This is a genomic window from Streptomyces sp. NPDC006872 (genome assembly GCF_040635845.1).
In the GTDB taxonomy this organism is placed as follows: domain Bacteria; phylum Actinomycetota; class Actinomycetes; order Streptomycetales; family Streptomycetaceae; genus Streptomyces.
Map to the genome: position 1 here is coordinate 25,785 of NZ_JBEYIL010000014.1, position 12,038 is coordinate 37,822.

Sequence of the window (12,038 nt, forward strand, 5' to 3'; positions counted from 1 at the left end):
GGGATCGAACGGTTGTTGTCGTGATCTCAGCCAGGGCAGGCCGAGATCTATTCCCCGGACCTACTCGCCAGGCTGTTCGGTGTCCGGACGGATGTCGATCCGCCAGCCGGTCAGCCGGGCGGCGAGCCGGGCGTTCTGCCCTTCCTTGCCGATCGCCAGCGACAGCTGGTAGTCGGGCACGGTCACGCGCGCGGAGCGGGCCGCGAGGTCCACCACCTCGACCTTGGAGACCCGGGCCGGGGACAGCGCGTTCGCCACCATCTCGGCCGGGTCGTCCGACCAGTCGACGATGTCGATTTTCTCACCGTTCAGCTCGCCCATCACATTGCGCACCCGGCCGCCCATGGGGCCGATGCAGGCGCCCTTGGCGTTCAGACCCGAACGGGTGGACCGGACGGCGATCTTCGTGCGGTGACCGGCCTCGCGGGCGATCGCGGCGATCTCGACCGAGCCGTCGGCGATCTCCGGCACCTCCAGGGCGAAGAGCTTCTTCACCAGGGCGGGGTGCGTCCGGGAGAGCGTCACGGACGGGCCGCGCACGCCCTTCGCCACCCGGACGACGTACGACCGCAGGCGCAGGCCGTGCGTGTACGTCTCGCCGGGGACCTGCTCCTGCACCGGCAGGATGGCCTCCAGCTTGCCGATGTCCACGAGCACGTTCTTCGGGTCGCGGCCCTGCTGGACCACGCCGGTGACGATGTCGCCCTCACGGCCGGCGTACTCGCCGAGCGTCGCGTCGTCCTCGGCGTCGCGCAGGCGCTGCAGGATCACCTGCTTGGCCGTGGTGGCGGCGATACGGCCGAAGTCGGACGGGGTGTCGTCGAACGTGCGGGGCTCCTGCCCCTCCTCGAGGTCCTCGGGGTCCTCCTTCGCCCACACGGTCACATGCCCGGTCTCCCGGTTGAGCTCCACGCGCGCGTGACGGCGGCTTCCCTCGGTGCGGTGGTAGGCGATGAGGAGGGCCGACTCGATCGCCTCGACCAGCAGGTCGAAGGAGATCTCCTTCTCCCGCACCAAGCCCCGCAGGGCACTCATGTCGATGTCCACGGCTACGCCTCCTCTTCCATCTCGTTCTCGTCGTTCTCGTCGGTCTTGCCCTTGCGGTTGAACTCGACCTGCACGCGCGCCTTGTCGATGTCGCCGAAGGCGAGTCTGCGGGCGGTGGCCTTGCGGCCCTTCACGCCCGGCACCTCGAGGTCGAGTCCCTCGTCGTCCACGGTCAGGATCCGGGCGACCAGCTCGCCGCCCTCGGTCAGCTGGAACCGCACCAGCCGGTCGACGGCGCGCACATAGTGGCGGTGCTCGGTGAGGGCGCGCTCCGCGCCCGGGGTGCCGACCTCGAGGGTGTACTCGCCCTCGCCCATCGCGTCCGTCTCGTCGAGCTTCGCCGAGAGCACACGGCTCACATCGGCGATTCTGTCCAGGTCCGCTCCGGTGTCGGAGTCGACGACGACACTCAGCACCCGCTTGCGTCCGACGGAGTCCACGGTGATCTCTTCGAGATCCAGACCCTGGGAGGCGACGAGCGGTTCCAGGAGCTCTCGCAGCCTCTCGCTCTGGGTGGTGCTCATCCGGGTGACTCCTCGGCCGCGTGTGCTGTTGTGGGATGGGGCGCGTGTCTGGTCAAAGGGTATCCGGTCGCAGGGTGTGTTGCCGTCCATCCCTGTGCGCGGAGGGTGGCCGGGGCCGCGAACCCGCGGTGCCGCTGACCGGTGCGGAAGGGGTGCGCGGGTACGGTGATCACGGGCCCGCCGCCCTTCCTGACCGTTGGTGTCTTCCGTCGAGCATCCCGAGGACGTCTGCCGTGCCGTTCCCCCTTCCCAGAAGATCGCTGCTCGCGTCGGCCGCGGGGGCCGCGCTGCTCGTGGGCTGCTCCTCCGGCCCCGAGGAGACCGAGGAGAGCGCGGGCGGCAGTCCGTCGGCCAGCGAGCGGGCACGCGCGCGCGGCGCCCAGGAGAGCAACGGGCTGCTGGTGCGGTACGACGCCGTCCTCGCCGTCCATCCGGCGCTGGCGGGGCTGCTGGGACCGCTGCGGGCGGAGGTCGTACGGCATGTGGAGGCGTTCGGGGGTCGCGAAAAGGCAGCTCCGTCCCCTACCGCCTCCTCTCCTACCGCCTCCGCCCCTGCCTCCTCCTCCCCCACGAGCACCGCACCGGCCGCGCCGGTGACCGAGAAGGACGCGCTGGTCGGGCTGGCCGGGGCCGAGCGGGCGCTCGCCGACCGCAGGGCCGCGGAACTGGTGGACATGCCGGGCGAGCTGGCCCGGCTGCTGGCCTCGGTGGCGGCGGCCGGCGCGGCCCACGCCTACCTGCTGACGGAGGGGACCCGATGAGCGAGGCGACGAACGAGGAGCTGACGGCGCTCCAGGCGGTGCTGGCCGCACAGCATGCCGTCGTGTACGGGTACGGGGTCGTCGGCGGACGGGTCGGCGAAGGACGGCGCGCCGAGGCGCGGGCGGCCTACGACGCGCACCGGGCGCGCCGGGACGCGCTGGTGCGCGAGGTGCGCGGGCTGGGCGCGGAGCCGGTCGCGGCGAGCGCCGGATACGCGCTGCCGTTCGCGGTGGCGGACTCCGCCGCGGCGGTCCGGCTCGCCGCGGAGCTGGAGGATCGGGTGGCCGGGGTGTACTCCGACCTGGTGCGGGCGGCCGTGGACGCACGGCGGGCGGACGCGGCGGCGGCGCTGCGGGAGGCGGCGGTCCGCGCGGCGCGCTGGCGCGGCGGGAGCGTAGCCTTCCCTGGTCTCGCCGAGCGGACGGGGCAGGCGGGGCCGACGGCTACGGATCCGGCCACCGCCTCGGGGACCCCGGCGGCGTAATCGGGACAGGGAAGGGAACGACTCGCGCATGGCTTTCGAACCGCCGCAGCGTCTGGTCAGGGCGCTCGGTGAGACGGCACCGGACGGTGACGGCTGGTTGGAGAAGCTGCCGGAGGCGGCCCGACAGGCCGTCGCTCTACGCGAGTTGACGGTGGACCGGGTGCAGGTGCCGGGCGGCCGGACCAGTCTGGTCCTGCTCGTGCGGCGCCCGGACGGGACGCCGGCCGTGCTGAAGCTGGCCCCGCCCCGGTTCCGGCCCGAGGCCGAGCGGGCCGCGCTGGCGCACTGGGACGGCCTGGGCGCCGTCCAACTGCTGGAGGGGCCGCAGCCTCAGCCGCAGGTGGCGGGGGCGCTGCTGCTGGAGCGGCTGCATCCCGATGTGTCGGTGCGGTCGCTGCCGGAGGCGAAGGCGCTGCTGGAGGCGGCGGGGACGTTGCGGCGGCTGTGGGTGGAGCCACCGGCCGGGCACTCCTTCGGGAGCGTGGCAGAGCGGACCGGGCGGCAGGCGGAGGCGATGCGGGCGAGTTCGGACGCGGAGGTCGTCGCCCTGGTGGACGCGGCCCTCGCGGCCCGGGAGGAGTTGCTGGCGTCGGCCCCGGAGCAGCGGTTGCTGCACGGGACGTTTCGGCAGAGCAAGGTGCTGGCGGGTGAGCGGTCGCCGTGGCTGGCCGTGGGGCCGGATCCGGTGGTGGGCGAGTGCGCGTTCGATCTGGCCCGGCTGGTGCGGGATCGGGTGGAGGACCTCATCGCCTCGCCCTCGGGGGCGGCGACGGTTCGGCGGCGGGTGCGGAAGCTGGCCGAGTCGTTGGAGTTGGATCAGGAGCGGGTGCGGGGGTGGACGCTCTTCCGGGCCGTGGAGTCGGGGGTGCGGGCGCGAAGGGTCGGGCGGTCCCGGGATGCCGAGCTGCTGCTGGAGTTCGCGGGCTGGCTGTAGGGGTGTCGCGGGTGCCGGTCGTGCGGTGACCGGGCCGGGCAGCGCCCCTTTGCCGGAGGTCACCGCAAAGGGGCGCTGGAGTCCGGCCGACGTGCCTCCCGAGCCTGCCGACCGGAGTCTCACGGGTCGGCCGTGCACCGTCGGAGTTCGGTGGACCGGACCGGCGGCCGTGGCTCGGCGAAGGCGGCGAGCAGGGCGCCCTCCAGGGCCAGCAGTCGCGTGTGCCGGAGGATGTGGGCGGCCTGGTCCGGGTCCCGGGGGCCGTCCCGTTGGAGATGCGCCGCGGCCCGGTCCTCGTGGGGGACGTGCGCGAACAGGGGGAGGTCGACGGGCGGGAGGCGCCAGGACAGCGGCCGTTCCCCGGCGACGAGCCGCAGCAGGTGCGTGCCTCCCGGTCCCTCGTCGGCGACCGGGGTGATGACGGCGCTCGACGGGTGCAGCGCGGCCAGCCAGGCGAGGAGGTGCGCCCGGTCGCGGGCGACGTGGGTCAGTTCCCGTTCGTAGGAGTCGGCGTGCCGTTGCCAGCGGGCCAGTTCCCGCCGGCAGTCGTCCAGGTCCAGGGCGAGGCGGTTCGGTGGATCGGCCGGCCGCGGGGTGGTGCGGCCGGCCGGCCGCAGAAGGCGGAGCAGGGCGGCGGCCAGCCGGCCGGTGGGACGGACGGCGCGGGGCGGGCGGGGGTCCGTCGTGGATGGGGGCATCGGGTGCTCCGGTGGCGGTGAACGGGGATCAGTTCTCGGCCCGCACCGGCGACAACGGCCCCAGATACGCTTCCACGTTCGCGAGGGAGCATCGCTCGGGTCGGCCGTCGAGGGACAGCAAGGGCATGCCGTCGGGGTTTCGGAAGCCCTGGAAGTACCAGACGTCGCCCTGTGCGTCGCGCTGCGGCAGCACCAGGTCGTAGGTCGTGCCGCCGAGCCGGAAGCGTCGCCGTTTCCCGCCGGTCGCGCTCGGCGGGGCCGTGCCGGCTCCGCGGGCGACGACCGTGACCGGGACGCCGTCGCATTCTCCCGCGGCGGTCACCGTGCGGGGGCGGTCCCGTTCGCCAACCGCGGTGACGCCGAAGTACGAGCGCCACCGGGCCCATTGGGCGTGGTCGTCGACGCGGAGCAGGACCCGCACCCGGTCGCCGTCGACGCGGATGCCGTGCGGGCCGGGGTGCGCGCCCAGTCGCCGCTCGATGGCACGGGCGACGGTCCGGGCCCGGACGCATGCGGCGTCCCAGGCCAGTGCCTGTCGTTCCAGGTCGGTGACCGGGCGCGGGGCCCGGGACCAGCCGCCGCCCGGGGTGCGGTGCAGGAGCAGGCCGCGGGGGCGCCGGGGGGCGACGAGGGGCCGGGTGGAGGCCGGGTCGACGCCGTTCACACCGGCACCGCCTCGGTCGTCCAGCGCAGTTGTCGCAGTGCGCGGTAGGTCAGCGTCTTGACGGCGCCGACGCTGCGGCCCATGGCCTGGGCCGTCTCCGCCGGTGTCAGTTCGTCGAGGAAGCGCAGTTCCACGCAGTGTCGTTGGTGGTCGTTGAGCGAGTGCAGCACGGTGCGGACCGTCTCGTGGGCCTCGACGGCCTCCAGTTCGCGCAGGGCGAGCGACTCCGCGGCCCGGCCCGGCTGCCGGGAGTCGTGGAACTCGGCGACGGGGGTCTCCAGCCGGGTGCGTCCGCGGCCCAGTTCGTCGAGGTAGAGGTTCTTGGCGATGGTGATCAGCCAGGCGACGAACGCCGTGCCCTGCCAGGTGTAGGCGTCGATGCGGCTCAGGGCGCGGGCGAACGCGTCCTGGGTCAGGTCCTCCGCCAGATGTCTGTCGCGTGTGCGGACGAACAGGTAGCCGTACACGACGCGGTAATGCTCGTCGTAGAGCGCGGCGAACGCCTCCCGGTCGCCCGTGCGGGCCCGGGCGACCAGTTCGGGTTCCGGGCGGTCCGCGGCGGCGGCGTGCTTCGGTGCGGGCATGATGGCCTCCCCATCTCCAATATTCATGTAGATGTAGATTCCTGGACGGGACGTCACCCGGCGCCTGTCCGGAATTATCTACAGTCTTCACGTAGATGCATACAGTGTCAAGGCGCTCACGGACCGCGAGGGAAGGGTGCTCGGAGCCCCTACGGGGAGCACGGGGGCGCACGATGACACCGGTGCATCACCCGTGCTCCGGCGTGCTCCCGAAGCTCGTGCCGCCGGTCTTCGATCTACTTGCGCATGTAGATATCGATGACCGATCCTCTGAGGCGTGACGAACCAGCAGCGCCTTTCAGGAGACCCGGACCCCGGCCACGATCCCACGCGTCAGGACGAGGACCTGGCGGCTCTGCTCGAACGTCTCCTGGCGCAGACCCGGGGAAGGACGCAGAAGGACCTCGCGGCGGAGGCCGGCATCTCGTACCCGACGCTGAACGCCTGGATGAACCGCACCCGCGGCACCTCCCGTGTCGACCCGGAGAAGCTGCGGGCCATGGTCGAGACGTTTCGGCGCTGGGGCGTGCACACCACACCGAGGGAGTTCTTCGAGGCCGTGGGCCGCCCCGTGCCCGGTCCCAGCGGTGACGAGCGCGAGGCCCGACTCCTGAAGCTGTACCGGCAATTGCCTGAGTCACGGCAGCGGGCCCTGCTCAAGGACGCCGAGGCGATGCTTCAGGTCAGCCGTATCACCTGAGACGGCCTCCGCGTTACGGATGAATATGACGAAACCCCCCACAGTCCCGGCGGCCATCGGTACCATCAGTCAGCCGCTGGCCTCCCGGAGCGGATTTCTGCGTGTTGTGGCGCATCCCTGGGGAGACATCTGTGTGCATCCACATCTGTATGGCAGACAATCTGCCGAGAATCGCGGTCTGGGATCCGGACGAGGTCAGCATCCGCGTGGCCAGGGGCTTCCAGGTCCGCGACGTGCTCCGGGAGGTCCGGGACATCCTGACCATCGATCTGGGTGCTCCCGCGTCGCGCGGCGATCTGCTCATGTGCTTCTGCGGCATGCGGGTGGAGATCCCGTGTGAGCTCGCCGCCTCCCGCGGCGTCACGGTGGAGGTCGGCTGACCCGCCGTCAGCCGTCCTGTGCCGGAGCGAGCTTGAGGGCGAGCACCGGGCAGTCGGCCGCGGCCCGGCGGGCCCGCTTCACCGTCCGCGCGGGGACGGGAGCGCCGTCGACGATCGGGTAGCCCCACTCGTCCAGGGTGATGTGCTCCGGGAGGAAGTCCGCGCAGAGGCCGTGGCCCCGGCAGGACGTCCAGTCGATGTCGAGGCGCTGGGCCGTGCTCATGGGCGGCTCTCCTGGGGGACCGGCAGCAGGGGGGTTCGATCGGTCGCGGTGCAGCGGCCTCGGGCGTGGGCGTCGACCTCGGCGGCGAAGGTCGTCAGGGCGCTGCGGACCAGGCGGACGGTGCCGTCGGGGTGATGGCAGGCGCCGCGTCCCTCGACCAGGCCCGACCAGCGGGCGAGGTCGGCGCGGACCGTGCCCTGCGGGCCGGGGGCGGCGAGGGTGCGGAAGGCGGTGGCGATGCGGGGCAGGCCGTTGAGGCAGGGGCCGCACTGGCCGGCCGACTGCAGGGCGAGGTAGCGCAGGACGCGGGCGGTCTCGGCGAGGCCGCAGCGGCTCACGGGGAGCGCGGCGAGGACGCCGGCACCCAAATAGCCCGAGTCCAGGGCGAGTTGAGCAGCCTCGGCCGCCGGGATCCAGGTGCCGTGGTAGCCGCCGACGAGGACCGCCTGGGCTCCCTCCAGTGGCAGCACCCGTCCGATGGGCAGCCCGTAGGGGGCCTCCACCACCCGGGGTTCGCGGCCCGGCACATGGATCGTGCACAGGACGCTGCCGGGCTGGGCCGGGGTGCCTGCCGTGCGGTACCAGTCGGCGCCGTAGCGGGCGACCAGCGCGAGGTGGGCCAGGGTCTCCACGTTCTGTACGAGGGTCGGGGCCCGGTGCACCCCGCGTTCGCGGACCGGCGGACGCTGGTGCGTGGGCAGGGCCGGCCCGCCGGAGACATACCGGGCGAGGGCGGAGGCCTGACCGGACAGGAACGACTTGGGCAGCCGGACGACCTTCACGGGCAGCGGGTCCGCGGTGCGCTGGGCCAGGGCCGATTCCAGCCAGGTCGCGCCGTCCTCGACGGCGATGCAGGCCTCCCCCGCGCCGATCAGCTGCGCCGCCGTCTGGAGGCCGTCCAGGACGAGATGGGGGGACAGCCGCAGCAGGGTCTTGTCCTTGTGGCTGGCCGGTTCGCCCTCGGCGCCGTTGGCCACGGCCACGGGCGCGCGGCCGGTGCGCCGGCCCGCCTCGGCGACGGCGACGAGCTTGCGGTAGGTCGGGAAGCCGGCGCCGCCGCGGCCGGTGAGGCCGGACTCGGCGACCGTGCGGAGCACGCTCTCGGGGTCGCCGAGGGCCAGGGGTCCATAGCGCTGGTGGTGAGTGGCGAGGTCGGCGGGGGCGGCGCCGGGGGCGAGGAGCCGAGGGGGCATGTAGAGGTCCGGGAAGGTCGCGGTCACGGTCGGGCTCCTTCGGCGGTGCGCAGGAGGGCTGCGGGGGTGCGGCGGGCGGCGCGGGCGGCATGCGCGAGCCGGGCGGCGAAGGCGGCGACCGCGGTGGCGACGCAGGCCACGGTCAGCCAGGTCATCCAGTCGGCGCCGGTGTCCGTGCCGATGCCGATGCCGTGCACGAGGGCGACCGGCCAGGAGGCGTACGCCAGCCAGTGGACGGCCCGCCAGGTGCGGTGGCCGAGGCGCTCGCGCAGCAGGCTGGTGACGAGGACGGCCAGCATCAGGTCGAAGGCGACCGTGCCGAGGCCCAGCCAGAGGGGCTGGTAGTCGGAGACGAAGGGGATCAGGGCGTCGACGACCGTGATGTTCACATAGCCGTCCACGATCGCCGTCGTGATGTGCAGGGCCAGGAAGGCGGTCGCGGAGAGCGAGAGCGTGCGGTGCAGGCTCATCGTGCCGAAGCGGGGCAGACCGGGGACGCGGGCCTTGAGTCTCACCGCGACGCCGAGCAGGACGACGACCGTGAAGAGGACGAGGCAGACGGCGCCCGTCGCCCGGTTGGCGTACCAGAGGGTCTCGGAGGTCACGCGGCCGCTCCTCGGGCCGAGTCGGTCGGCCAGCCCGGCGTGGTGACGACCAGGCCGTCCTGACTCACCAGCCGTGCCGGCAGGCCGAGCCGCGTCAGCCAGCGTTCCGCGCCCGCGCCCTTGACCAGGGCGGCGGTGGTCGCCGTGTTGGCGTCGGCGCAGGTGCGGGCGGCGACCGAGACCGTGCGCCACGGGGTGCGGACGGGGAGGCCGGTGCGCGGGTCGACGATGTGGTGCAGGTCGTGGCCGCTCCGGCGCCAGTTGCGGGCCGCGGTGCCGGAGGTCGCGAGGCCTCCGCTGTGCAGGCCCACCGAGTCGTACGGGCCCTGGGCGGGCGGCTCGTCGACGGGTCCCGTGACGTCCTGGACGCGGATCTGCCAGCCGCCCGCCGGGGCCGCCCCCGCGACGGCCGTGTCGCCGCCCAGACTCACCAGGACTCCGCAGTCGGCCGCCGCGGCCAGCGTCCGGACGGCGCGGTCGGCGGCCCAGGCCTTGGCGGTGGCGCCCAGGTCGAGCCGGACGCCCTCGGGGACGGTGACCGTGCCGGTCGTGCGGTCGAGGCGCACGGTGCGCCAGCCAGGGGTGCGCCGGACCGTGAGCCGGACCGGACGGTCGTCCTCGCGGACGAGCTTGAAGTCGCGGTCGTAGCCGATCGCGTCCATCGCGGAGCCCACGGTGGGGTCCACGGCGCCGTCGGTGGCCTCGGCCGCGCGCAGGGCCACGTCGAGGGCCTCGGCGAGCAGCGGGCTGACCCGGACCGGGCGGCCCGCAGCCGTGTCGAGGGCGGCCAGCTCGGAGTCGGTGCGAAAGCGGCTGCAGGCCGCGTCGACCTCGGCGAGGTGCCGGGCGAGGAGCAGGTTGCAGGACTCCAGCAGGGCCGGGTCGGTGACGACCACGCGGACGGTGGTGCCCAGCGCCCGCCACTCCGCGGCGGCCGTGATGCGGGACTCGGGAGAGGTGCGCAGCGCAGTGCTCATCACGACGCTCCCGACGTGGAGTCGGTGGAGCCGCCGGAGGAGGAAGACGAGGACGAGGTGAGACCGCTGTCCGAGCTGGTGGAGCTGTCCGAGCTGGTCGAGTCGTCCGTGCCGGTGTCGCTGTCGGTGGACGCGGTGCTGTCAGTGGATGTGGTGCTATCGGTGGACGAGTTGCTCGACGAGGAGTCGCTGCTGCTGGTGCTCGTGCTGCTCGCCGTCGTGGTGGCGTCCGCCTGCATCGTGCCGACCAGGGCGAACACCCCGGCCGCCGCGGCCAGCGTCACCGCCGCGGCGAAGGCCGCCGTGCGCCGTGCGCCTCTGCGGACCGCCGCCGCGGCCCCCCGCTCGTCTTCTCTGGTCGCCATGACCGTTCCCCTCCATAGTGACGCTCTGTCACGTCCTACGGTCGGGGAACGGCCTGAGAGAAGTCTGTGAGGCGGCCATACGTCTCGACAGAACTCCCTGAGACGTTTCTTAAATGACGTCTTCTCTCAAATGACGTCTTCGGATCACGCCGTCAGGCGGGCGATCGCCTCGTCGACCGTGAGCTCCTCGCGCTCGCCGGTCCTGCGGTCCTTCAGCTCCAGGACGCCCTCGGCGGAGCGGCGGCCCGCGACCAGGATCTTCGGTACGCCCATCAGCTCGGAGTCGGTGAACTTCACGCCCGGGGAGACGCCGGCCCGGTCGTCGACCAGGACGCGCAGACCGGCCGCGCGCAGCTTCTCGGAGACGTCGAGCGCCAGCTCGGTCTGGAGGGCCTTGCCCGCCGCGACGACGTGCACATCGGCCGGGGCGACCTCGGCGGGCCAGCACAGGCCCTTGTCGTCGGCCGTCTGCTCGGCGAGGGCGGCGACCGCGCGGGAGACGCCGATGCCGTAGGAGCCCATGGTCACGCGGACCGGCTTGCCGTTCTGGCCGAGGACGTCGAGCTTCAGCGCGTCCGCGTACTTGCGGCCCAGCTGGAAGATGTGGCCGATCTCGATGGCGCGGTCCAGCTTGAGGCCGGTGCCGCAGTTGGGGCAGGGGTCGCCCTCCTGGACGACCACGACGTCGACGTACTCGCCGACCTCGAAGTCGCGGCCCGCGACGACGTTCTTCGCGTGCGTGCCCTCCTTGTTGGCGCCCGTGATCCAGGAGGTGCCGGGGGCCACCCGCGGGTCGGCGATGTACGTGACCTTCTCGCCCAGGCCCTGCGGGCCGACGTAGCCGCGGACCAGGTCCGGGCGGCCCACGAAGTCCTCGGCGGTGACCAGCTCGACGGCGGCCGGGGCGAAGTGCGCCTCGACCTTGCCCAGGTCGACCTCACGGTCACCGGGGACGCCGACGGCCACGATCTCGCCGTTCACCTTCACGAGGAGGTTCTTGAGGGTGTCGGCAGCCTGCACGCCGAGGTGGGCGGCGAGGGTCTCGATGGTGGGGGTGTCCGGGGTCGGGATCTCCTCCAGCGCGGGCACGCCCTCGGCGTCCGCCGGCGTCAGCCGGTACGTGATCGCCTCGGTGTTCGCCGCGAAGTCGCAGTTCGGGCAGTCCGCGAAGGTGTCCTCGCCGGCCTCGGCCGGGGCGAGGAACTCCTCCGACTTCGAGCCGCCCATCGCGCCCGCCGTGGCGGCGCAGATGCGGTAGTCGAGGCCGAGGCGCGTGAACACCTTCTGGTAGGCCTCGCGGTGCAGGGCGTAGGACTTCGCGAGGCCCTCGTCCTCGGTGTCGAAGGAGTAGGAGTCCTTCATCAGGAACTCGCGGCCGCGCAGGATGCCGGCGCGGGGGCGGGCCTCGTCACGGAACTTCGTCTGGATCTGGTAGAGGATGACCGGCAGGTCCTTGTAGGAGGACGCCTGGTCCTTCACGATCAGCGTGAAGATCTCCTCGTGGGTCGGGCCGAGGAGGTAGTCGCCGCCCTTGCGGTCGTTCAGGCGGAACAGCTCCGGGCCGTACTCGTCCCAGCGGCCGGTCGCCTCGTAGGGCTCGCGGGGCAGCAGGGCCGGGAGCGACACCTCCTGGGCGCCGATCGCGTCCATCTCCTCACGGACGATCCGCTCGACGTTGGCCAGGACCTTCTTGCCGAGCGGCAGCCAGGACCAGATGCCGGCCGCGGTGCGGCGGACGTAGCCGGCGCGCACGAGGAGCTTGTGGCTGAGCACCTCGGCGTCCGCCGGGTCGTCGCGCAGCGTCTTCGCCATCAACTGGGACATGCGCTGGACCGGTGCGTTCGCCATGTTCTCGTACTCCTGCTGGGTACCTGCTGGGTAAGGGTGATGGCTAGGAG

Annotated in this window: 16 protein-coding genes; 6 read left to right on the plus strand and 10 right to left on the minus strand. The window is 73.0% G+C overall.

Annotation, left to right across the window (positions count from 1 at the left end; translation table 11 throughout):
- Nucleotides 1-60: 60 nt before the first annotated feature.
- Together nusA and rimP are read right to left on the minus strand one after the other, a co-directional pair.
- On the minus strand, nucleotides 61-1,047 hold the full coding sequence (gene nusA / locus ABZ725_RS34720; protein WP_351913146.1) for a transcription termination factor NusA: 987 nt from the start codon (nucleotides 1,045-1,047) through the stop codon (nucleotides 61-63).
- A 2-nt stretch (nucleotides 1,048-1,049) separates the two neighbouring features.
- A complete protein-coding gene (rimP, locus tag ABZ725_RS34725) occupies nucleotides 1,050-1,571 on the minus strand; it encodes a ribosome maturation factor RimP (RefSeq protein WP_358806434.1) in 522 nt (173 codons plus the stop codon).
- Nucleotides 1,572-1,804: 233 nt separating this feature from the next.
- Between rimP and ABZ725_RS34730 the strand changes: the two genes are divergently transcribed.
- From ABZ725_RS34730 to ABZ725_RS34740, 3 genes are read left to right on the plus strand one after another with little or no spacing between them, the layout of a single operon-like run.
- Entirely contained in the window at nucleotides 1,805-2,332 is a 528-nt protein-coding gene (locus ABZ725_RS34730) for a hypothetical protein (RefSeq protein ID WP_358806435.1), read from the plus strand.
- Nucleotides 2,329-2,817, plus strand: a complete 489-nt coding sequence (locus tag ABZ725_RS34735) for a DUF4439 domain-containing protein (protein ID WP_358806436.1) — start codon at nucleotides 2,329-2,331, stop codon at nucleotides 2,815-2,817. Before ABZ725_RS34730 ends, ABZ725_RS34735 begins: the two co-directional genes overlap by 4 nt.
- 28 nt (nucleotides 2,818-2,845) lie before the next feature.
- Complete coding sequence (locus ABZ725_RS34740) at nucleotides 2,846-3,751, plus strand: aminoglycoside phosphotransferase family protein (protein ID WP_351913138.1); 906 nt, start codon at nucleotides 2,846-2,848, stop codon at nucleotides 3,749-3,751.
- Nucleotides 3,752-3,870: 119 nt separating this feature from the next.
- Here ABZ725_RS34740 and ABZ725_RS34745 read toward each other — a convergent pair whose 3' ends face one another.
- Genes ABZ725_RS34745 through ABZ725_RS34755 form a run of 3 tightly spaced genes read right to left on the minus strand, consistent with a single transcriptional unit; the run spans nucleotide 3,871 to nucleotide 5,697 of the window.
- The gene (locus ABZ725_RS34745) at nucleotides 3,871-4,449 is read right to left on the minus strand and encodes a hypothetical protein (protein WP_358806437.1); all 579 of its coding nucleotides are present in this window, start codon (nucleotides 4,447-4,449) and stop codon (nucleotides 3,871-3,873) included.
- 28 nt (nucleotides 4,450-4,477) lie between these two features.
- Nucleotides 4,478-5,113 carry a BN159_2729 family protein gene (locus ABZ725_RS34750; RefSeq protein WP_358806438.1) on the minus strand — a complete coding sequence of 212 codons (636 nt, stop codon included), beginning with the start codon at nucleotides 5,111-5,113 and terminating at the stop codon, nucleotides 4,478-4,480.
- Nucleotides 5,110-5,697, minus strand: coding sequence for a sigma-70 family RNA polymerase sigma factor (locus ABZ725_RS34755; RefSeq protein ID WP_358806439.1), 588 nt, complete (start codon nucleotides 5,695-5,697; stop codon nucleotides 5,110-5,112). The genes ABZ725_RS34750 and ABZ725_RS34755 overlap by 4 nt, the downstream gene beginning before the upstream one ends.
- Before the next feature lie 277 nt (nucleotides 5,698-5,974).
- Here ABZ725_RS34755 and ABZ725_RS34760 point away from each other — a divergent pair, with 277 nt between their 5' ends.
- Together ABZ725_RS34760 and ABZ725_RS34765 are read left to right on the plus strand one after the other, a co-directional pair.
- The gene (locus ABZ725_RS34760; protein ID WP_358806440.1) at nucleotides 5,975-6,397 is read left to right on the plus strand and encodes a helix-turn-helix transcriptional regulator; all 423 of its coding nucleotides are present in this window, start codon (nucleotides 5,975-5,977) and stop codon (nucleotides 6,395-6,397) included.
- A 149-nt stretch (nucleotides 6,398-6,546) separates the two neighbouring features.
- The gene (locus tag ABZ725_RS34765; RefSeq protein WP_351913128.1) at nucleotides 6,547-6,777 is read left to right on the plus strand and encodes a hypothetical protein; all 231 of its coding nucleotides are present in this window, start codon (nucleotides 6,547-6,549) and stop codon (nucleotides 6,775-6,777) included.
- Between the two features lie 7 nt (nucleotides 6,778-6,784).
- Here ABZ725_RS34765 and ABZ725_RS34770 read toward each other — a convergent pair whose 3' ends face one another.
- Genes ABZ725_RS34770 through ABZ725_RS34785 form a run of 4 tightly spaced genes read right to left on the minus strand, consistent with a single transcriptional unit; the run spans nucleotide 6,785 to nucleotide 9,775 of the window.
- Nucleotides 6,785-7,000 carry a ferredoxin gene (locus ABZ725_RS34770; RefSeq protein ID WP_351913126.1) on the minus strand — a complete coding sequence of 72 codons (216 nt, stop codon included), beginning with the start codon at nucleotides 6,998-7,000 and terminating at the stop codon, nucleotides 6,785-6,787.
- Entirely contained in the window at nucleotides 6,997-8,220 is a 1,224-nt protein-coding gene (locus tag ABZ725_RS34775; protein ID WP_358806441.1) for an NADH-ubiquinone oxidoreductase-F iron-sulfur binding region domain-containing protein, read from the minus strand. The genes ABZ725_RS34770 and ABZ725_RS34775 overlap by 4 nt, the downstream gene beginning before the upstream one ends.
- Entirely contained in the window at nucleotides 8,217-8,798 is a 582-nt protein-coding gene (locus ABZ725_RS34780; protein WP_358806442.1) for a ferric reductase-like transmembrane domain-containing protein, read from the minus strand. Before ABZ725_RS34780 ends, ABZ725_RS34775 begins: the two co-directional genes overlap by 4 nt.
- On the minus strand, nucleotides 8,795-9,775 hold the full coding sequence (locus ABZ725_RS34785; RefSeq protein WP_358806443.1) for an FAD:protein FMN transferase: 981 nt from the start codon (nucleotides 9,773-9,775) through the stop codon (nucleotides 8,795-8,797). The genes ABZ725_RS34780 and ABZ725_RS34785 overlap by 4 nt, the downstream gene beginning before the upstream one ends.
- A gap of 15 nt (nucleotides 9,776-9,790) precedes the next feature.
- Here ABZ725_RS34785 and ABZ725_RS34790 point away from each other — a divergent pair, with 15 nt between their 5' ends.
- Nucleotides 9,791-10,210, plus strand: coding sequence for a hypothetical protein (locus ABZ725_RS34790; protein WP_358806444.1), 420 nt, complete (start codon nucleotides 9,791-9,793; stop codon nucleotides 10,208-10,210).
- Nucleotides 10,211-10,284: 74 nt separating this feature from the next.
- Here ABZ725_RS34790 and ABZ725_RS34795 read toward each other — a convergent pair whose 3' ends face one another.
- Nucleotides 10,285-11,988, minus strand: a complete 1,704-nt coding sequence (locus tag ABZ725_RS34795; RefSeq protein WP_358806445.1) for a proline--tRNA ligase — start codon at nucleotides 11,986-11,988, stop codon at nucleotides 10,285-10,287.
- Nucleotides 11,989-12,038: the final 50 nt, after the last annotated feature.